This window comes from Pedobacter sp. AC402, from assembly GCF_979252805.1.
In genome coordinates, this window is record NZ_CEEDAI010000001.1 from 338,967 (window position 1) to 360,267 (window position 21,301).

The 21,301-nt window shown below is 37.9% G+C and carries 15 protein-coding genes; 8 read left to right on the forward strand and 7 right to left on the reverse strand.

All coding sequences use genetic code 11. The annotated features are described in order from the left end of the window. Positions 1 to 86 precede the first annotated feature (86 nt). Entirely contained in the window at positions 87 to 839 is a 753-nt protein-coding gene (truA, locus tag AC0IWE_RS01495; RefSeq protein WP_471791631.1) for a tRNA pseudouridine(38-40) synthase TruA, read from the reverse strand. Between the two features lie 192 nt (positions 840 to 1,031). Here truA and AC0IWE_RS01500 point away from each other — a divergent pair, with 192 nt between their 5' ends. From AC0IWE_RS01500 to AC0IWE_RS01535, 8 genes are all read left to right on the forward strand, one after another. Then, on the forward strand, positions 1,032 to 1,499 hold the full coding sequence (locus AC0IWE_RS01500; protein WP_463496650.1) for a DUF4293 domain-containing protein: 468 nt from the start codon (positions 1,032 to 1,034) through the stop codon (positions 1,497 to 1,499). A 35-nt stretch (positions 1,500 to 1,534) separates the two neighbouring features. Then, positions 1,535 to 2,389, forward strand: a complete 855-nt coding sequence (locus AC0IWE_RS01505; protein ID WP_471791632.1) for a carboxylesterase family protein — start codon at positions 1,535 to 1,537, stop codon at positions 2,387 to 2,389. Positions 2,390 to 2,713: 324 nt separating this feature from the next. Next, complete coding sequence (locus tag AC0IWE_RS01510; protein WP_463496654.1) at positions 2,714 to 4,633, forward strand: DEAD/DEAH box helicase; 1,920 nt, start codon at positions 2,714 to 2,716, stop codon at positions 4,631 to 4,633. A gap of 283 nt (positions 4,634 to 4,916) precedes the next feature. Then, positions 4,917 to 5,450, forward strand: coding sequence for a hypothetical protein (locus AC0IWE_RS01515; RefSeq protein WP_471791633.1), 534 nt, complete (start codon positions 4,917 to 4,919; stop codon positions 5,448 to 5,450). A gap of 14 nt (positions 5,451 to 5,464) precedes the next feature. Further along, positions 5,465 to 5,620 carry a hypothetical protein gene (locus tag AC0IWE_RS01520; RefSeq protein ID WP_157255484.1) on the forward strand — a complete coding sequence of 52 codons (156 nt, stop codon included), beginning with the start codon at positions 5,465 to 5,467 and terminating at the stop codon, positions 5,618 to 5,620. A gap of 825 nt (positions 5,621 to 6,445) precedes the next feature. Then, positions 6,446 to 8,287, forward strand: a complete 1,842-nt coding sequence (locus AC0IWE_RS01525; protein WP_471791634.1) for an alpha-L-fucosidase — start codon at positions 6,446 to 6,448, stop codon at positions 8,285 to 8,287. 69 nt (positions 8,288 to 8,356) lie between these two features. Then, positions 8,357 to 9,943, forward strand: coding sequence for a bacillithiol biosynthesis cysteine-adding enzyme BshC (bshC, locus tag AC0IWE_RS01530; protein WP_471791635.1), 1,587 nt, complete (start codon positions 8,357 to 8,359; stop codon positions 9,941 to 9,943). Positions 9,944 to 10,033: 90 nt separating this feature from the next. Beyond that, positions 10,034 to 11,119, forward strand: a complete 1,086-nt coding sequence (locus AC0IWE_RS01535; RefSeq protein WP_471791636.1) for an Ldh family oxidoreductase — start codon at positions 10,034 to 10,036, stop codon at positions 11,117 to 11,119. A 991-nt stretch (positions 11,120 to 12,110) separates the two neighbouring features. Here AC0IWE_RS01535 and AC0IWE_RS01540 read toward each other — a convergent pair. The 6 genes from AC0IWE_RS01540 to AC0IWE_RS01565 form a co-directional block, all read right to left on the reverse strand. Beyond that, positions 12,111 to 14,783, reverse strand: a complete 2,673-nt coding sequence (locus AC0IWE_RS01540; protein ID WP_471791637.1) for a glycoside hydrolase family 3 N-terminal domain-containing protein — start codon at positions 14,781 to 14,783, stop codon at positions 12,111 to 12,113. 3 nt (positions 14,784 to 14,786) lie between these two features. After that, positions 14,787 to 16,208, reverse strand: a complete 1,422-nt coding sequence (locus AC0IWE_RS01545) for an alpha-L-fucosidase (RefSeq protein ID WP_471791638.1) — start codon at positions 16,206 to 16,208, stop codon at positions 14,787 to 14,789. Positions 16,209 to 16,269: 61 nt separating this feature from the next. Further along, the gene (locus AC0IWE_RS01550) at positions 16,270 to 17,031 is read right to left on the reverse strand and encodes a SusD/RagB family nutrient-binding outer membrane lipoprotein (RefSeq protein ID WP_471791639.1); all 762 of its coding nucleotides are present in this window, start codon (positions 17,029 to 17,031) and stop codon (positions 16,270 to 16,272) included. A 7-nt stretch (positions 17,032 to 17,038) separates the two neighbouring features. Continuing rightward, positions 17,039 to 17,866, reverse strand: a complete 828-nt coding sequence (locus AC0IWE_RS01555; RefSeq protein WP_471791640.1) for a SusD/RagB family nutrient-binding outer membrane lipoprotein — start codon at positions 17,864 to 17,866, stop codon at positions 17,039 to 17,041. A 25-nt stretch (positions 17,867 to 17,891) separates the two neighbouring features. Beyond that, positions 17,892 to 18,470, reverse strand: coding sequence for a hypothetical protein (locus AC0IWE_RS01560; RefSeq protein ID WP_471791641.1), 579 nt, complete (start codon positions 18,468 to 18,470; stop codon positions 17,892 to 17,894). Positions 18,471 to 18,643: 173 nt separating this feature from the next. Further along, positions 18,644 to 21,226, reverse strand: a complete 2,583-nt coding sequence (locus AC0IWE_RS01565) for a SusC/RagA family TonB-linked outer membrane protein (protein ID WP_471791642.1) — start codon at positions 21,224 to 21,226, stop codon at positions 18,644 to 18,646. Positions 21,227 to 21,301 lie beyond the last annotated feature (75 nt).

The following is a 21,301-nucleotide window of genomic DNA, read 5'->3' on the forward strand; positions in this document are numbered from 1 at the left end:
CTACATAGCTCACACAAATTTCAAAAAAGTATTAGGTTCATCTTGTAAAGCGGTGGCTAAACCTTTTAGCTTACGCCTTTAACCTTCTACCTTATATAAGGGTATTCTATTTTTACTAAATACAAACCACAGGCAGGTACCGATTGCCCGGCTTTACTGCGGTTTTTACTTTCTATTATTGCTTTAAAATCTGTTAAATTTATTTCTTTTTTGCCAATTTCTACTAAAGTACCCATAATGGCCCTAACCATATTTCTTAAAAAACGATCGGCCTGAATGGTAAAAACCAATCCATTTTCCTGCTTTTCGAAAACTGCTTTTGTGATTTTACAATTGTTGGTAAATGTTTGGGTATTCGATTTACTGAAACAAGAAAAATCGGTATAATTTAATAAAAGTGCCGCCGCCTCGTTCATTGCTTCAACATCCAATTGATCTTTAACCAACCAGGAACGGTTGAGTTTAAATGGATCTTTTTCGAAGTGGATATAATATTTATAGGCACGTGCTGTGGCATCAAAACGTGCATGGGCATCGTTGTGCACAGGTATAATGCGTTTTGCAGCAATTTGATATGGCAACATGGCGTTAATACCGGTTATGGCATTTAATACTTTAGCCTCTTCTATACCTTCCACATCAAAATGCGCATAAAAATCTGTGGCATGCACACCTGCATCTGTTCTCCCACAACCCAGGGTTTCTATTGGTTGCCGAAAAAAAACAGACATCGCCTTATCCAACAATTCCTGAACGGTAACTGCATTGGGTTGGGTTTGCCAGCCATGGTATAAGCTACCATCGTATGCGATTTGTATGAAATACCTTTTTTTACTCAAAGCGATGCAAAAGTACAGTTTAGCTCGCAAAGGGCAAAGGGTATGGTGCTGCTTAGTTTAAGTTTAAAGGCAAGAATTAACCTTATGCGAATAAATTATACGGCTAAACGCTCTTTGCTCTATGCCCTCCGCTTTTTATACTTTATTCTTAGCTAAAAACAATTAAATTTGCTCAACAATATATTTACATTCATGATACAAAGAATACAATCGATTTGGTTTTTTTTAGCGGCTTTAACGCTAATTTTAATGTTGTTTTTACCTATTGCAAGTAAAGAAATTGCCGGCTCAGAGTCTGCAGTATATTCAAGCGGTTTATTTCAGGTTATTGAAGGAAAAGCAGGTTCTCCCTTTAAAATATTATCGTTTTTACCCCTACTGATTACCAATATTGCCATTGCGATTATCTGTTTTGTTAATATTTTTAATTTCAGAAAACGCAGCTTTCAAAAACGCTTTGCCATTGTTTCGATCATATTAATTATCGGTTTTGCCTTTTGGTGCAGTGTTTACGCCAAAAAACTCCCTGGTGGTATTGAAGGTGCAAGTTTTGGGGCTGGCGCGTATTTACCTGCCTTAGCTATTTTATTTATAGTATTGGGCATTTTCGGCATCAATAAAGATGAAAGGTTGATCCGTTCGGCTGAAAGGTTGCGCTAATCTTTTAATTTTAACCCAAAAAATTACCATTCTCTATGCGTGTTAAAAGTCAAGCCTTTTACTATACCTGTGCTGTGATTTTGCTTTGCGGAATCTTATCGTGTAGCAAACGCATCAATACTTTCGGCAAAACCAAAATCGATAACAATACCGATTCGCTTTACATTAAACAGAGAATAGAAGAAATTAAAGATTTAAATACAGATGTGTTTACGAAAGGGGAATTTAAAGGCATTGGTGATATGCCTATTGTATACCGCTTATTAAAACCGAAAAGTACATCAAAAAAACTCCAACTGGTAATTGTATTTCATGGATCAAATGCGGTTGGAAACGATAATACAAGTCAGTTGGGTATTTTGGCAAAACTGTTTGCAGCTGACGAAATACAGACGAAATATCCTGCTTTCATTTTAGCACCACAATTTCCTTTACGCTCGTCTAATTATGTTTTAGACAGTAGCAGAAATGTATTGACTTCGATACCGCAACCTTGTATAACAACTGCTTTGCAACTGATCGATAGCTTAAAAAACACTTTAAATATTGATAAGAAAAGGATTTACCTCATCGGTTTTTCCATGGGTGCTTCTTCGGTGATTAATGCTTTAGCGTTAAAACCAGAGGTATTTGCCGCAGGGATCAGTATTTCGGGCATACCTCAATTTAATAAGGTGAAAGAATTAACAAATATGCCAATCTGGTTAATCCATGGGAATAAAGACACCGAAAACCCTTTTGATAGTGATGAGCAATTTTTTAAAGAATTAAGTCCTTACAACAAAATCAGGTTCTGGGAATTCGATAATCTGGCTCACAACGATATTTTTGCTCCTGCAATATTAACAGATGCACTGCCCAAGTGGCTTTTTAAAAACAAACATAAATAGCTTCTTTGCCCTAGCCACCTAAACCCGGTTGCAGCGAAAATACTTTTGATAACCTTTAAGGTTTGAAAAAGATTGAAACGGAAAACGGGACTGTTGGAACAGAAACCCTACTACAACTGATTTCCAAAACAAAAAGCAACTGTTTCTATTGCAATTACGGCCTAGTTTAAAGCTCCACCATCCCGCCTTTTCAAACATCCCTTATCGATTCCCTGTTACATCCTTATTTTCAAATATTTAGCTTAAAAAACTATTTACTTGATTATCTGTAAAATACGAAAAATTAACCTTACCTTTGCGGCTCAATTAAAAATAAAAAGACGAATGACAAACCCATTTCAATTATTGGGGATAAGTGATGACGTCGTTAATGCCGTAAAGGATCTTGGATTTGAAACTCCAACACCTATTCAGGAGCAAAGTATTCCTGTACTGTTAGAAGGCACTAATGATTTTGTTGGTTTGGCCCAAACAGGAACAGGAAAAACAGCCGCATTTGGTTTGCCGCTGTTAGAACTAATCGATTTTAAAGTTAACAAACCACAGGCATTGATTTTATGCCCAACCCGTGAGTTATGCTTGCAAATCGCTAACGACCTTAAAAACTTTTCTAAAAACGTTGCTAATGCCCACGTTGTTGCCGTTTACGGTGGCGCGAACATTATGCAACAACTACGCGAAATACGCCAAGGCGTACAAATTGTAGTGGCCACGCCCGGCCGTATGTTGGATATCATCGGCCGTAAAGCCATTGATTTCACTAACGTTAAATATGTTGTGCTTGATGAAGCTGACGAGATGTTGAACATGGGTTTCCAGGACGATATCAACGACATTTTATCAACTACTCCTGATGACAAAAAAACCTGGTTATTCTCGGCTACAATGCCAGCAGAAGTTCGCCGTATAGCTAAAAACTATATGGATAACCCTGTAGAATTAACCATGGGCACAAAAAATACGGGTAACGTAAACATCGAACACGAATACTACATTGTTCGTGCACGTGATAAATACGCTGCCTTAAAACGTATTGTAGATTTTAACCCTGAAATTTTTGCCGTAGTATTTTGTAAAACCAAATTGGATACACAAGATGTTGCAGAGCATTTAATTAAAGATGGTTACAATGCTGATGCTTTACACGGCGATTTATCGCAGCAACAACGTGATAAAGTAATGCAACGTTTCCGTGAGCGTAACATGCAGTTATTAATTGCTACTGATGTTGCTGCACGCGGTATCGATGTAAACAATGTAACTCACGTAATCAATTACTCATTACCTGATGAAATTGAAAGTTATACTCACCGTTCTGGCCGTACTGGCCGTGCTGGTAAAACCGGTATCTCTATCTGTATCATCAACTCTAAAGAATTAGGTAAAATCCGCCAGTTGGAGCGCATTATTGGTAAACAATTTACCAAAGCTGAGCTTCCTACAGGGTTTGACGTTTGCGAAAAACAATTGTTCTCTTTGGTACATAAAGTACACAATGTAGAAGTAAATAACGAACAGATTGATCAGTACATTCCACGTATTATGGATGAATTTGCTGACTTATCTAAAGAAGATGTAATTAAACGTTTTGCTTCGTTAGAATTTAACCGTTTCTTGGATTATTATTCTAAAGCACCTGATTTAAATGCAGCAGTTGGCGACGACCGCGGTGCAGACAGGGGCGAAAGAGGTGCCGGACGTGGACGTGGTAGCGAAGGTTACACCCGTTTGTTCATCAACTTGGGTTCTGTAGATGAGTTTACCCGTGGCGATATGTTATCATTTATCTGTAACAACGGTAAAATTGGTGGCAAAAGCGTTGGTAAAATCGATTTAAAAGGTGTTTTCTCTTTCTTTGAAGTGGAAGACGATGTGGCTGACAAAGTTTTTGAAGGCTTTAAATCTGTTGAGTTTAACGGTCGTCAGGTACGTATCGAGAAAAGCGGAGACGGTGGTCGTGGTGAAGGCGCTGGAGAAAGACGCGGTGGCGGCGAAAGACGTAGCGGTGGCGGTGGTTTCGGCGGTGAACGCAGAAGCGGCGGTGGCGGCGGCGGTTATCGTGGCGGCGGCGACAGAAGAAGTTCTGGCGGTGGTAGCGGTAGACGTGAAGGCGGAAGCGGCGGTGGTGGTTTCAGAGATTTCTCTGGACGCAGTCGTGACGACAAAGGTGGTAACACTGGAGGCCCTCGCAGAGAAGGTGGAAGCCGTGAAGGTGGAAGCGGCGAACGCAGAAAAAAATGGTAAATCACTAAACCAAATATATTACAGCCGTTCTGATTATTCAGAACGGCTTTTTTTTGTTAGCATGCTTAAGGATAGAAATGTTAGTTTTAAACCAGACCCAAAATAATTTTACTTAAAAAATTTTAACTTTTATTTTTTATAAAGGTTAAAGAATTTTATTCCCGACTACAGCCAAGCGATAACCATTGGCAGTCATGTATCGGATACACCCAACAAAGCGTATATGCTTTTAGTAAAGACATTAGCATTTGATTAAAACCTTAATTTTTCGTAAATTAGTGTATTGAAACAGCAGCAGACTAACGAATTTGATTTTGTAATTGACAAGCTTACAAATTCTATTGAAAACGCAATTTCAGGCGAAGTGTTTGACACATCAATTATAAAATTGACGGCATCCGATACCAAGATTCTTAAGAAGAGCGAGTGGGTGTTTGACTGGCAGAATGAGTTAAAGGATGATACTAAGCAAGTTTATAAATTGACAACGGTTAACAATTTAGCTATAACCCAGGGATTCATAAGCTTTACCGACAAAGGCGATCATATTTTTATGAACATAATTGAGAGTGCAAAGTTCAACAAAGGAAAGAACAAGCTTTATAAAGGGGTTGCTGGAAATCTAATTGCATTTTGCTGTAAAACCTCATTCGAACTAAATTATGACGGAGTTGTTTCTTTTGTGGCCAAAACCCAACTTGTTTCCCATTACCAAGAGACGTTGGGTGCCAAGATTTATGGTGGGAACAGAATGTTTATTGATACTAAAGAAGCATTTATTTTGGCTACTAGATATTTTAAAGATTTTAAGTTATGATAAATTTCAAAAAAATGGACAACAAAGACTTTGTGTTCGTAAACAAAACTTTGACAGAAAAAGAAGAAAAAGAATTTAGCGATTTTCTAAAAGCACGTAAAAAAAAATCTGTAACAACTAATCTAAGGAAAAGTTCTAAGCCTTATATGGGTAACAGCACGAACCGCTAATATGAGGGAGGGCTGTCAAAAAATCTTTTATGACTTGCCTAAATGCATAAAGATTTATTTCAGGGTGCCACAATACAATTAACGCGACAGACTTTTTTGCCTTTGAAATTTCAAATGATGAACTTCAGAACAATATTACTATGGAAAGCAAATAGACTTTTCTCTTTAATTTCACCAAAAGAAAAGCGAAAATCCAATATCTGTTTTGTGCAAATTGCCGATACCTTAAAGAAATAAATTGAGGATATATAAGCTATTCTGCTTTTTGTACGAAATTTCAACTGATGCGATTCTAATCCCAGCAAGCACAAAGCCGTTCTTCATTACCTGTAATTTTCACAGATACTTTACTAAGTCAGTTACAATTTTTTGGACAATATTTAATTCCCAATTGGGAACCTATACCTTTAACAATATTAATACTAAAGCCAAACTTCGACATCCAATTTTGTCCTAAAATTAAAACCAGAGAAAGTGACTATTAATTATTTAACAATTGTAAAATAGTAGCGCAACTTTACGATTATCCTTAAATTGCATTACTTTCGCACATCATGCAGGCAAAATATTTCGAGCGAAGTGCCACGCAGTCGAGAACTACGTAAGTGCTCAGCGAAGCTAAATCTATAACAGATCTCTCTTCTGAAAGTTCGGGACTACGCCGCTGCAGTCGAGATGACGATCGTTCTATGGAAATCAGACGCTATTCCCGTGCTGTCAGATATTACCATCTGACACAGAGGCCAACTAATATAAAAACGCATCTTTTGCTAACTAAATCTTCCTAAAACATTATATTTAACATTTAGCTACACTAAACAAAATATGCGTTATTTAAAGTTTTTCATCATTTCATTTTTATTATTCATAACGAGCAATCTTTCTGCCCAACAAAAGGTTTCTGATCAAAAAATGCTGTGGTTTGCTGACGCAAAATTGGGTATTTTTATCCATTGGGGCATTTATTCAGTAAATGGTATTTCCGAATCGTGGTCGTTTTTCAACAACTATATCAACCATGATGCCTACATGAAACAACTTGATGGTTTTACCGCTGCAAAATATAACCCTAATGAATGGGTAAACCTGATTAAAGAAAGTGGTGCAAAATATGCAGTAATAACCACAAAACACCACGATGGTGTGGCCCTTTGGGATAGTAAAGCTCTCTTAGCCACTACCACATTAAAAAATAGTGCTGCCAAAAAAGATTTAATCACTCCATTTGTATCTGAACTTAAAAAATCGGGGCTTAAAACGGGATTATATTTCTCATTACCCGATTGGAGCTATCCGGATTATGATGGCTTTACCCGCGATAGGAAGCGTTACGACTATAAACAAGATCCTACCCGGTTTAAAAAATTTCAAAATTATTTTCAGGAGCAGCTTAATGAACTTTCTACAAAATACAATCCAGATCTTTTATGGTTTGATGGCGATTGGGAGCATAGTGGAGATGAGTGGCAGGCCAAAAATATATTAGAAAATTTACGTAATACAAATAAGGATATTATTGTTAACTCGCGCCTAAACGGACATGGCGATTACGATACGCCTGAGCAAGGCGTGCCTGTAGTGAAACCAAATTCACCAGAGTGGGAACTCTGTTATACTATGAACGATTCATGGGGATATCAACCATACGACAATCATTATAAATCATCAAATATGATTATCCGTACACTGGTTGATTGTATTGGAATGGGCGGTAATTTATTGCTTGATATTGGCCCAAAAGCAGATGGAACCATCGCGCCTGAACAGGTTAAGATTTTAAAAGATTTGGGCCGCTGGACAAAAAAACATGGTGAAGCCATTTACGGAACCCAAACTGGTATCGCTCCAAAACATTTTAATGGCAAAACAGCGTTATCAAAAGACAAAAAAACGCTTTTCCTTTACCTCGACTATAAAACAGATGATGGCATTTTGTTAACAGGTATAAAATCAAAAGTAAAAAGTATGCAGTTAGTTGGTGGTGGCCTGGTAAAATTTGCCAACATCAATCCATCAGATTATATTTTTAATATTCCCTCAGCTGATTTTGATCAGGATGTAACAGTTGTAAAAGTGAGTTTTGATGAACCTATTGCTCTTATTGAAAATGAAAGCGAAAGCATTTTGTTTAAAGATTTATTCACTAAGAACACTAAACTAAATGATGCTTCTTACAAACTGAAAAAATTAGCTACAACCTTAAATAAGGGTATCAATATTTTTAACGACACGAATTTAGCGGCAGATGGGATGAATTTTAATGCAAATATAAAACCTCTTGACGAAACGGTTAACAAATGGGTAATTAAAAATGCTGAAGCACTGTATAAAACAACCGGAGGAATACCTGCCGGACATTACCAGGGCAATGCGGCACTTTCTGCAGATAAGCAAACCCTTTATTTATTTATAGAAGGCACACCAACCGGGCCAATTGCAATTAAAGGTTTAAAAAACAACATCAGCAGGATCAGAATTGTAGGAGAAGGTACTATGTTGCCGCACGAAATTTATAATAAACTGTATTGGAGCAAAATACCAGGTATTATTTACATTCCGGTGCCTAAAGATAAACTAGATCCCGAATTGACCGTAATTGCAGTGCTTTTAGATAGCCCGATTGATTTGTACCGTGAAAAAGTTGGCGCGATTGAAAGCAATCTCTAATTATTTAACAATTGTAAAATAGTAGCGCAACTTTACGATTATCCTTAAATTGCATTACTTTCGCAAATCATGCAGGCAAAATATATCTCATATCAGGAAACCGGATCATTTTCAAAACTGGTTTTGGATTATATTAATAACGAGGAGCAACTTAAAGCTTTTTACAGTTACCGCCCAGATATGGAGGGTTTGGCAAATGCAATTGAAAACAGAAATTTCTTAGGAAATAGAGAAACATTAGTCAAAGTTCTTCAAAATCAATATCAACACCTGCAGCCTAATAAATCGGTTACCAAAAACATCGAACTTTTAGGTCTATCCAATACTTTTACGGTAACCACCGGTCACCAGTTGAACCTTTTTACCGGCCCGCTTTATTTTATTTATAAAATTGTAACCACCATTAACTTAGCCATTGAGTTAAAGATGGCTCAGCCAGATAAGAACTTTGTACCTGTGTATTGGATGGCGACTGAGGATCATGATTTTGATGAAATTAACCACGTGAGTGTGGATGAAAAAAACATCAGCTGGATACAAACAACCAATGGCGCAACAGGAAGGCTGAGCACCAAAACTGTAGCCGCAGCAGTAACCGCATATAAGGGATACCTGGGAATTTCTAAAAATGGAAAACGGATTGCCAAATTGGTAGAACAGGCCTATCTGCAACACGACAATTTAGCCGATGCCACCCGTTTCTTAGTGAATAATTTATTTGAAAAATATGGTTTAGTGATTGTAAATGCAGATGATGCACAGTTAAAAAAGCAATTTGCTAACATCATTACGGAAGATATTATTCAGCATAATAGTGCAAAAAATATTGAAAACAGCTCGAAAAACCTGGAGGATTTAGGTTATAAAACACAGGTAAACGGACGTGACATTAACTTTTTTTACCTGATTGATAATCTTCGGGAACGTATAATCTTTGAAAAAGGAAAATATGTTGTAAACCATACTGATATCAGTTTTACTGAAGAAACACTAAAAGCCGAAATCGAATCACATCCCGAACGTTTTAGTCCGAATGTAGTGATGCGGCCAATGTACCAGGAAGTAATTTTGCCAAATATCGCTTACATTGGTGGCGGAGCAGAAGTAGCTTACTGGATGCAGTTAAAAGCAAATTTCGACTACTATAAAGTTGATTTTCCGGTTTTATTACTTCGCAACTCTGCTATATTAATCGACAAACGGAGCGCTCAGAACTTATACCATTTAGGTTTTTCGCTTGAGGATATTTTCTTGCCTGTTGAGGAATTAAAAAACATTTGGGTTAAGCGAAATACCACGGCATTATTGAGTTTAGCTGATGAAACGAGAGCAATCAACAGCATTTTCGATCAAATTAAGCTTAATGCTTATAAAATAGATAAAACGCTTTCTGTTTCTACCGATACAGCTAAGCAAAGAACAAATCATTTACTGGCCAACCTGGAAAAGAAACTTTTCCGTGCTGAAAAACGAAAACACGAAACTGCATTATTGCAGATTGAACATGTAAAGAAGAGACTTTTTCCTAACGGAACGCTCCAGGAAAGAATTTTGAATATTGCACCGATGTATGTGAATTATGGAGAAGATTTCCTTTCATCCTGTATAGAAAATTTTGAACCACTCGGCGGCGATTTTACTGTTTTATTGCCGTAATTTATTTTTAGATTCGTCATGCTGAACTTGTTTCAGCATCTATCAATAAAGACCCTGAAATAAATTCAGGGTGACGACAAATAGTATACTATGACCTTCATCACTTTTACCGAAACCACCCTCAGAGCATTTACTTATAGTGTTTTTAAAAAAATGGGCTGTTCTGATGAGCATGCTGATTTAGCAACCGATGTATTGATCCGTTCAGATTTACGGGGAATCGATTCGCATGGTGTTGCGCGTTTAAGTGGCTATGTTCGTCTTTGGGAAAAGAAAAGAATCAATGCCACGCCTGATATCAAAATTGTGCATGAAACGCCTACCACTGCAACTGTAGATGGCGATGCCGGATTAGGATTGGTTGTAGCTCCTTTTGCAATGAAAGTTGCTATTGAAAAAGCAGAAAAATATGGCAGTGGATGGGTATCGGTTAAAAATTCTAATCATTTCGGTATTGCGGGTTACCATGCTTTAATAGCGGTAGAAAAAGATATGATCGGTATCAGTATGACGAATGCCAGTCCTTTGGTTGCTCCTACCTATGCAAATGAGCGTTTGCTTGGCACAAACCCCATGTGTTATGCTTTCCCGGCAGGAAAATATCCACCAGTAATTGTAGATATGGCTACAGCCGCCGCAGCAAATGGTAAGTTGGAAATTGCCCAGCGTGCGAACAAAAGTATCCCTGATGGCTGGGTTCAGGATAAAACCGGTGAAAACTCGACCGATCCAAACGAATTGAAAAATGGCGGCTCGCTTTTGCCTTTGGGCAGCGATGCAGCTCATGGCAGCCATAAAGGTTATGGTTTAAGTGCTACAGTTGATATTTTATCAGCGGTATTATCAGGTGCAAATTACGGCCCTTGGGTGCCTCCTTTTGTAGCATTTTTAGAACCATCAGCAAATCCGGTTGGCGAAGGATTGGGCCACTTTTTAGGTGCTATGCGTGTGGATGGCTTCAGACCGGCTGCAGATTTTAAAGATCACCTGGATAATTGGATAGAACGCTTTAAAAGCGCAAAAACGATAGATCCTGATAAAAAGGTAATCATCCCTGGCGAACCTGAACATGAATTTGAGCAGGAAAGAAAAAACAATGGTATTCCGATCATTGATGTTGTGGTGAAGAATTTGAATGAACTGGCTGTGAAGTTAGAGATAGCAGGCCTTAGTTAATGGTTTGATGGTTGATAGACCATAGTCGATTTCTTTAACCAAAGCAATGACGATTTATTTAGGATAATCTTAATAAACCACATCATCCTCGTTTGTAACGAGGATGTACGAGTAATGCGATTTTATCGCTCTTAAAGGAATTATTTTCGCATTGCAAATGCGTACCTCAAAAATCCTCGTTACAAAAAAGACTATTTAAGATAGTAAAGGTCTGTGGGGACACAGACCTTGGTGTTATTAAAACGATCGTCATTACTAGGAGAAGCGACGAAGCAATCTTTCATGCTGGCAATATCTACTACAGGAAAGATTGCTTCGTCGGCTGAAAAAGCCTTCTCCCAATGACGATTTATTTAGGATAATCTTAATAAACTACATCGTCCTCGTTTGTAACGAGGATGTACGAGTAATGCGATTTTATCGCTCTTAAAGGAATTATTTTCGCATTGCAAATGCGTACCTCAAAAATCTTCGTTACAAACTAAGACTATTAAGATAGGAAAGGTCTGTGGGGACACAGACCTTGGTGTTATTAAAACGATCGTCATTACGAGGAGGAACGACGAAGCAATCTTTCATGCGGGCGATATCTACAGGAAAGATTGCTTCGTCGGCTGAAAAAGCCTTCTTGCAATGACGATTTATTTAGGACAATCTTAATAAACTACATCGTCCTCGTTTGTAACGAGGATGTACGAGTAATGCGATTTTATCGCTCTTAAAGGAATTATTTTCGCATTGCAAATGCGTGCCTTAAAAATCCTCGTTACAAACTAATACTATTTAAGATAGGAAAGGTCTGTGGGGACACAGACCTTGGTGTTATTAAAACGATCGTCATTAAGAGGAGGAACGACGAAGCAATCTTTCATGCTGGCGATATCTACAGGAAAGATTGCTTCGGCGGCTGAAAAAGCCTTCTCGCAATGACGATTTATTTAGGACGGCAACTATTAACGATATGCTTTTATACCCAACTGTGGGGGTGATTTTAAGGCTTAACGGTTACATTATCTTTCAAATAAAGGGCCTTGCTTGACGAACCGATCATAATCCGGTATTCTCCAGGAGCTACTCCCCATACGTTATTGATATCCAGAGTTTGAAGCACATTTTTGTCCACTTTAAAGGAAACATTTCTTGTTTCTCCTGCCTTTAAAGTAACTCGCATAAAAGCCCTTAAAGCAAGAACAGGTTGCGCCAATTTGTTTAACAATGGCCGCATGTATAACTGCACAACTTCCTCACCATCATAATTACCTGTATTTTTAAGTTCGAAGCTTACCGTAGCGGTTTCATTTTTAGCAATGCTTTTCCGGTTAAATTTTAAATCGGTGTACGAGAAATTGGTATAACTCAATCCGTAGCCGAAAGGAAAAAGAGGTTCGCCACTTAAATTGTTATAATCATCGCCTCTTCCGGTAGGTTTGTGGTTGTAAACTAGCGGAAGTTGAGATTCATCGATAGGGTAAGTAATTGGAAGTTTACCAGAAGGGTTAACTTTTCCAAGCAAAACATCGGCAATGGCATCTCCACCAGCTTCACCAGGGTACCAAACATTTAAAACTGCATTAACTTTATTTAACCAGAGCTGCATATTAATTGCACTTCCACCGGTTAATACTACAACAATGGGTTTTCCGGTTTTTGAAAGCTCTTCTAGTAACAATTCTTGATTTCCGGGCAGGTTTAACATTGCCCGATCTAAAAATTCTCCTTCTTTTATGCCTGCAACAAAAACAATTACATCATTATTTTTGGCAGCGGCAACTGCATCAGTTATTTCATTTGATTTCTTAAGGTTATAATCCCAAATGAGTTTGATTTTACCATTGCCTTTTGACTCAAAAAATTCGACCTTAATTGTATATTCCTTATTTTTCTCTAAATGAAATGGGACTGTTTTGGTATTGAAAGATTTTTTGTCCCAATTATCGATAAGTAATCGATCATCCAGGTATAATCGGTAACCATCGTTTCCTTCCAATCCGATATTAACGTCGGCATTTTGAGGCACTACAATTTTGCCTTCCCACCTTACCGAATAATCATCCAATTGAAGCTGCTCATCTGGCGGGTAAAGTGTCCAGCTGAAATTAACAGCCTGATCAATTATTTCTTTTACCGGCTTACCAGAAAAGTTAAGTCCTTTATAGTATTTTCCGGTTAATCCTGCTTTTTTATTGGAGGATAAATACTGGCTATCCATTGGCGTATAAAGCTGAGTTTCTCTGGTGCTGCCTTTTAAATAAGTAATCTCAACGTTATTGGATATTGCGTTTTTTAAACCTGTTAAAATATTTACCTTATTGTTCCCAGTGCCGCTGTAGCCCCCCAATCTGGCCTCAATTGCATCTTCACCTAAAAGCAAAATGTGTTTCGTACTTTTTAAAGGAAGTGTATTATTCTCATTTTTTAATAGCACAAACGACTTTATTGCGGCTTCTTTTGCTAAATTCCGGTTACTTTGGTCGGTTAACATTTTTTCGGCAATACTTTCATCTACATAAGGATGCTCAAACAGCCCAAGCTCAAATTTTGCCCGCAGCACTCTGGCTAAAGCATCTTCTATTCTGGATTTTGGAATGCTGCCATCTAAAAATGCTGGCAAGAAGAGTTTATAATGGTTATAATCTACCTGAAAAATTACATCAAGGCCAGCATTAATCGATTGTGCCGTTGCATCTTTATAATCTTTAGCGGTAAAATGCAATACATTGGCACCACCAACTGCACCTGCATCAGAAATGACAAATCCTTTAAATCCCCATTCGTTTTTTAATTTAGTAGTCAGCAGCCATTTATTTGAGGTTGCCGGCGTTCCAAAAACGCTGTTGTAGGAAGTCATCAATGAGCGGATCCCTACATTTTTAACTCCATCTTTAAACGCAGGAAAGTGGATTTCTTCTAAAAAATGTTTATCCATTTCTATTGGATAACTGTCTCTACCGCCATCACCCACATTTGCGATAAAATGTTTTGGGGTAACGATGATGTTTTGTTTTTCTATGGCATTCATAAAGGCGTGCCCCATCACAGTGGTTAGGTAAGGGTCTTCTCCATAAGTTTCTTCTACCCTGCCCCATCTTACATCTGTAGCCATATTAATTACAGGAGCCAAAAGATCTCTTAAACCTCGTGCCCGTGCCTCACTGGCAATTGCTGTACCAATTTTGGCCACTAAAGCGGTATCAAAACTTGCTGCTAAACCAATCGATTGGGGAAAAGCGGTAGCTCCTTGCCTTACCAAACCATGCAAAGCTTCATCAAATGGAATAATCGGGATGCCCAAACGGGTTTCTTCAACAAAATATTTTTGAATTTTATTGATCTTTTTTGCGAGTGAAAGTCCATCTTCTGCCGTATTGTAAGTTAACATCTGCTGGGCAGTACCACCGCCTTGTGCTGCAGCACTTACCTGTAAACCAAAAATCCCGTTTTTAAATTGATTTTTATTTGCTTCGGTTACATCCCCCGGAATCATAAATAACTGCCAAAATTTCTCTTCTGGAGTCATTCTCGAAATGAGATCTTTCACCCTCAAATCGATACTTAATTTTGGATTTTTATAGGCTGATTGTTGCCCTTTTTTAACCTGAGCAAAAAGATTACTGCATACAAAAAGTACGGGCAATAAACAGAAGATTTTTTTTGGTTTAAGCATCACTTAATTATTTTCGGGCGTAAAAGCAAAGGTTAAGGCTATTTTCTCCTCCGTTTTAGGGAGCTCAAAATGTACTTTACCATCTGTCAATTTCCATTTTACTTTTTGATTGTTGCCAATGATGATTATCAATGTTCCTTTTTTCGGAATACTGCCTTTCCATGAAATTTCTTTAAGCGGAGTATTTCCCATCAAAGCGATGCCGTAAATTGTTTTGCCATCTTTACTTTGGGTAAACCAGTTTTGCCCATCATGGTAATTTTTGGTAATCCTTGTTCCATAAATCGCAGCACCGTTTTTACTGGTCCACTTGCCAATATCTTCCAATTTTTTAATTACATCGTCTGGTAAAGTGCCGTCAGCTTTCGGGCCTACACCTAAAAGCAAACTTCCGCCTTTGGCTACAATTTCTACCAGTTTATGAACCACTTCGGTTGCCGACTTATACTGATCGTTGGGTACAAAACCCCAGGCTCCGCCTAAAGTCATACAACTTTCCCATGGATAATCCAGTTGCTTTTCCGGAATTTTCTGTTCAGGCGTTTGGTAATTTTCGAACTGCCCGTGCACTGTTCTATCTACTACAATTAAGCCAGGTTGTGATTTCCTTGCATCAGCTGCAATTTTAGGCATATCAATATCCTGACTCCATTCCGGAATTGGAGCACCCCAGGAAAGTACCTCCTTGTTTACGCTGGCCCGTGGACGAACCCAGCCGCCATCTAACCACAAAATATCGATACTACCATAGTTGTTCATCAGCTCACCAATCTGGTTCTGTGTGTAGGTTTTGAACATATTCCATCGCCATGGATGCTTTCTGATATCGTAATTGTTATTCCTGTCTGCAGTAGCGTATTTATCCCACCAATAATATTGCGAATGCCAGTCGGGTTTAGAAAAATAGGCCCCAATCATGAAATTTTCCTTGCGGAAAGCATCAAATACATATTTGGCAACATCTTTTTTTGCATTGGTTGAAAAAGGACCTTTAGCAATGCTGAAATCAGATTGTTTGGTATCAAACATGGCAAAGCCATCGTGGTGTTTGGTTGTAAACACCAAATACTTCATGCCTGCATCTTTACCTGCTTTTGCCCATTGTTCGGGGTTAAACTTTGTTGGATTAAATTTTTCACTTAAACCCCAGTACCACTTTTTATAGTCTTCGTATTTAATGGTGCTGTCTCTTTCTATCCAGTCTTCTGAGCAAATGGACCATGATTCTATAATGCCAGGAACAGCATAAAGTCCCCAGTGAGTAATCATTCCGAATTTTTTATCCTGCCAGGTATCAAGTTTCTTTTTAACGGCGTCATCTTTAGGCCATTCGTAAATCTCCGATTGTGGCATGATATCGTTCTGCTGGGCGTGCAAAATTTTCGCAGAAAAGATAATTGCTAATAAAACGATTCTTGTTTTCATGTATCAAATAATTAAAATGCCCTGTAAAAAAATTTACAAGGCATTTTTAGTAGAGTTTGAATTATTTTACGTCCCAAAAAACTTTATTGGTCCGTGTATCTTTTGATCTAACTGAATTATAATTTGAATTGTTAGCCGATTCAACACTTGGGTAAGTTAACCGATTTGGAGGGAGTTCAAAACCAACTAATGTTTGCGGAACAACCGTCAATTTAGGATATTTCGTTCGTCTATATTCAGACCAAGCTTGATCAGATTGCAAGAAACCGAAATTTAGCCATTTTTGATTCCAGATTTTAGCTAGCTTTTCCTCAGATGTACCGGTATATGCTGATGTACTGGCATTTACAAATGCATTTACATCGGTAGCAAGTGGAGCACTTAATTTTCCACCTCCTATGGAGTGTAAATAATAATAAAAGGAAACCGATTGTGCTAAAGCAGCATTGTAGGCGGTTTGCGCATTCGCTGTAGTTCCCCAACGCTCAAAAGCTTCGGCTTTCAAAAAGTTAACCTCAGAAGCTGTAATCAATATCCCGGGCACCTTTATATTGTTTATGAAAGTTGCAGAATCTAATATCGAATATTTGGTAAAAGCTGTATCCTGTTGGTTAGATGTGTAAGTTACAGGCATTGCCCTAAAGTTTTTATTTGGAACAAAAACGTTATTAACCGTCTGGCCAAATTTATCATAAACCAACGGAATTCTAGGATCGTTGGCTGGAAGCATTAATTTATTCAATGCATAATCAGGAGCAAAGTAAGTGTTGATTTCGGTAATTGCACTTCTTAAACTATTGGTATTTGTAGTTAATGGCTGCAATAATATATCAGTTGTTGCCGGAGATATAACTGCCTACATTATTACCATCTACCAACGGGAAATTTGTACTGTTACTCAACATATTTAATACGGTTGTTCTTGCGGTTGCTTCATCTACAAATGATGTGCGCATTAATAAGCGAAGGCGTATTGAATTAGCATACCTCCTCCATTTATCAAGGTTACCAGTTAATAAAATATCTGCCTTATTAAACGCAGGTGCCACGGTAGCCGAAAGTTTTGCATTGGCAAAATATGTAGCAGCATCATCAAGCCCTTTAATTAAAGTTGTATATAATGCTTTTGCATCATCAAATTTAGGATCCTTAATCGCATTTGTAGCTTCCAGACTTCCCGCTTCTGAAAAAGGAATATCGCCAAATAAATCGACCATTTTTGAAGCTTGATCATAAAGAAAAATTTTGGCTGCCTGCATATAAACTTCCTGGTTAGCCTGTTCAGCTGCAGGTAGCGTTGCATAAGTTACTTCCATAGCTCTGTATACGCCCAACGGACCGCTACCATTACCAGCCGGATAGTAAAAATCTGACCAATAGTTACCAATATACCCATCAATTTGACGGTATGCTTCGCTGCCATTAGCAAATGATGCAGCTTGGGAATACACTGCAGGGTGCGGTGCCAGAAAAGTACGCTGGTTCCAGTAAGCTGGTCTAACACGGTCGCTATTTAGCATGGCTGTAAAAAAACCAGACAAGTTGGTTGTTGTTGAGCGCTCTGGATTGTAATACAAATCAGTTAACTGTTTTTTACATGATGAAAATAACAGCACTAGAGAAAGTATCAAACTTATATTTATAAATATCTTTTTCATTGTAATTATTTTTATGGGTTACAGCCTAGAAACTAGCATTTAATGAAAATCCAAAACTTCTTGTGGCTGGCAATGAACCATTATCTACACCTTGACTATACCATTTGTCTCCAATTAAAGTTTCTGGATCCAGATTCTTTAAAGTTCTATGGAAGTATAAAAGGTTTCTGCCTATCAGTGAAATTCTCATATTAGACATTCCAATTTTTTTAATAAGGTTGTTAGGCAATCTATAACCAAGCGTTAATTCTCTTAGCTTAATAAAATTATTTTTATAAACTGCACCTTCCTGATTAAGCGCATCAGAACTACCTGCGGCAAATGAGTTGAAATAATAGCTTGCTGCATCCAATATGATATCATTCGGTTGGCCATTAGCTTTAACACCCGGAAGGATTAAACCATCGTGATATACTTTTTGTCCACCTGGTGCTGCGCTGTTTGCATTTGGCAACAATACATTAGCACCTGCACTGTTTACATAATAACTTAAACCACCATGCTCAGTATCACGATATTGAAGGGTATTTTCGTAAACTCCAGTTCCAGTAGCATATTTTAAAGGAGTAGAAACTACATCACTACCAAAACGGTAATCAACCAAAAAGCTAAGTGAGAAATTTTTATAGTTTAAAGTGTTAGATAAGCCTCCTGTTATACTTGGAGTAACATTTCCTGCTTTTACATACTGCGATTTATCGATAACATAAAAACCATCATCGCTTACAACTTTCTGGCCTCCTGCATTGGTTTTAGTAGGGTAAACATAAATGTTTCCTAAATCATCACCAGGCTTTGCTGTAATCCGGATTGCGTTATCTTCACCATTAAAAAAGATAAGCTCAGGTATGCCAGGAGCTGAAGAGCATATACTTTTGTTCTATTTTGAGAAAAATTTAAACTGGTTTGCCAGTTAAAATCTGTTGAAACTATAGGTTTTGCATTTAATGAAAGTTCCCAACCTTTACTACCTATCTCTCCTACGTTAACAATCTGACTTCCGCTACCATTACTTGACGCGATTTGAAGGCGCAGAATTTGATTTCTAATGCGATTGCTATAGTAGCTTAGATCGATACCAAACCTGCCATTTAAAAAACGGGTTTCCAATCCATACTCTTGCTCATACTTTTTTTCAGGTTGCAAGCTTTCGTTACCGTAGCCACCTGGCAAAACCAGTTGCGGAACAGAACCATTGTTGGTTTGTAAGGAGTTTTGTCCGTAAGATACATTAGATTCGTATGGAAGGGAAGCATTAGCAACTACACCGTACGAAGCACGTAATTTACCATAACTCAAAAACTCTGGCAAGGCACCTTTAAATGCATCTGTAAAAACAAAACTTCCGTTAACAGATGGATAGTAATATGTATTATTTAACGGTGGCAGTGTTGATGAAGATTCTTGGCGAATGGTACCCTCTACAAAAAGATAGTCTTTATATGATAAATTTAAGATACCAAAAGATCCGTATTTTAAAAGGGATCTTCTACTTGCAGAAGTTTGAAGAATACCATAGGAGTTGTTTAGCGAAAACCAGTTTTCAGAAACCAAACCAAATTGTGTTCCTGAAGATTGATCTTTATAATTTTCTTTTCTGGATGTAAAGCCAGCACTTGCAGAAAAAGATAAATCTTTGGTGATATTATCGGTGTAAGTTAAAAGTGCATCGGTATATATTGTACTATAAGTACCATTCCCCGTTGAATATGCTCCAGTGCTTGAGGTTTCAGGGTTAAAGGCTACTGGAAATTGGCTGTAATTTTTATCTTCAGTATTACGGCCGGTATAATCATTACCAACACGTCCTCTAAACTTTAATTTGCTAAAAATATCCCAGTTTAAAGTAGCACTGCTGTATAACCTGTTTTCGGTTTCATCGCTGGTATTTTTTAGGGTTGACCAAAAATAGTCGTAAAGGTTAGGACGAACGTTAAAAACAAACGCTTCAGCAGGGTTTCTGGCAGTTTGATTAAAAGGAACCCAGGCATAACCTTGTGAGGTTTGATATTTTTCGCGTACTAAATCGATATCCTCATTCCGTCCAAAAAATCCATCAAATGATTGTGCAAGCCTATTGGTTTGGTATGCCCTATTGTGTGTTATTGAATTTACATAATTGGCAACAACATCAACACTTAAGCTTTTACTTAATTTTAACGAACTGTTTAAAGTGAATGAATTCTTTTTAAGACCTGATTCGCGCTGTATGCCATCATAATCAAGACGTGTGTAAGATATGCGGTAGCTATAATTATCTGTTTGATTTGACAATGCAATATTAGCAGATGAGCTTAAACCATTTCTGAAAATATTTTTGTAGTTATCGGGTTGTGGAGAAAAAGAACGGATAGAACCATCCCACCAGCGCACCTGTTGTCCATCCATTTTAGGACCGAAATTGGCGTATGCCCTAAAGTTTGGGCGAAAGCCTGAAGGTGATTTAGAATCTGCAATCCATCCTTCTTCGGTAGCTCCAACAGATAAGTTAGTTGCCCTATCGTATCCCTGCCCATAAACATTTTGATAGTTAGGAAGAAACGCCGGCTGCTCAACTGTTCCAAAATAGTTTACATCAACTGTTGGTCCTTTACCTTTAACCCCTTTTTTAGTGGTAATGATAATTACTCCAGATCCAGCGTCAGAGCCATAAAGTGCTGATGCGCTGGCCCCTTTTAAAACAGAAAGACTTTCAATATCTTCTGGATTAATATCTAAAATACCATTTCCCCTAATACGTTGGTCATCATAAAAACCTCCATTATTTCTTCCGCTAGCACCATATTGGCCTTCACTACGAATCACAACACCATCTACAACGTAAAGTGGCTGTTGGTTATAGTTAATGGAATTAATACCACGGATTTGAACATTAACTGCACTACTTGCACCACCTGGTGCTGTAGTTACCTGCACGCCTGAAGCTTTTCCATATAAAGCCGAAGCAAAGTTGGTATTACCAGCTTCTGTTAACTCTTTTGCAGAAACAGTTGCTGTAGAATACCCTAGTGCCTTTTTTTGGCGTTGAATACCAAATGCTGTTACAACCACATCACTTAAGGCTTTTGCATCCTGTTTTAATGTTATGTTTAGTGTAGATTCTGCCCCTACAGAAACTTCCTGCCTGGCATATCCAATTGCCGAAAATACAAGTACTTCATTCGGGTTAACTGCTATAGAAAATTTTCCGGCACCATCGGTTTGGGTAGCTTTAGTTGTTCCCTTAACAGAAACACTTACCCCGGGAATTGTTCCCGATGCATCTCTTACCGTTCCGGTAATTGTTTTTTGCGCAAAAGCATTTATCGTTATAAGTGATAACAATAGTATACTTAAACACCTTAAGTACATTTTTTCCATGATTATTGATTAGTTTAAAAATTAGTTGAAATTTGTTTGATTTGATCGAGTTAGTAAATGTTTTTATTTCTCCAT

Coding starts and splice junctions, on each gene's coding strand:
- AC0IWE_RS01500 (WP_463496650.1), top strand. CDS start 1,032: ATGATACAAAGAATACAATCGATTTGGTTTTTTTTAGCGGCTTTAACG.
- AC0IWE_RS01505 (WP_471791632.1), top strand. CDS start 1,535: ATGCGTGTTAAAAGTCAAGCCTTTTACTATACCTGTGCTGTGATTTTG.
- AC0IWE_RS01510 (WP_463496654.1), top strand. CDS start 2,714: ATGACAAACCCATTTCAATTATTGGGGATAAGTGATGACGTCGTTAAT.
- AC0IWE_RS01520 (WP_157255484.1), top strand. CDS start 5,465: ATGGACAACAAAGACTTTGTGTTCGTAAACAAAACTTTGACAGAAAAA.
- AC0IWE_RS01525 (WP_471791634.1), top strand. CDS start 6,446: ATGCGTTATTTAAAGTTTTTCATCATTTCATTTTTATTATTCATAACG.
- bshC (WP_471791635.1), top strand. CDS start 8,357: ATGCAGGCAAAATATATCTCATATCAGGAAACCGGATCATTTTCAAAA.
- AC0IWE_RS01535 (WP_471791636.1), top strand. CDS start 10,034: ATGACCTTCATCACTTTTACCGAAACCACCCTCAGAGCATTTACTTAT.
- AC0IWE_RS01540 (WP_471791637.1), bottom strand. CDS start 14,783: ATGCTTAAACCAAAAAAAATCTTCTGTTTATTGCCCGTACTTTTTGTA.
- AC0IWE_RS01545 (WP_471791638.1), bottom strand. CDS start 16,208: ATGAAAACAAGAATCGTTTTATTAGCAATTATCTTTTCTGCGAAAATT.
- AC0IWE_RS01555 (WP_471791640.1), bottom strand. CDS start 17,866: ATGAAAAAGATATTTATAAATATAAGTTTGATACTTTCTCTAGTGCTG.
- AC0IWE_RS01565 (WP_471791642.1), bottom strand. CDS start 21,226: ATGGAAAAAATGTACTTAAGGTGTTTAAGTATACTATTGTTATCACTT.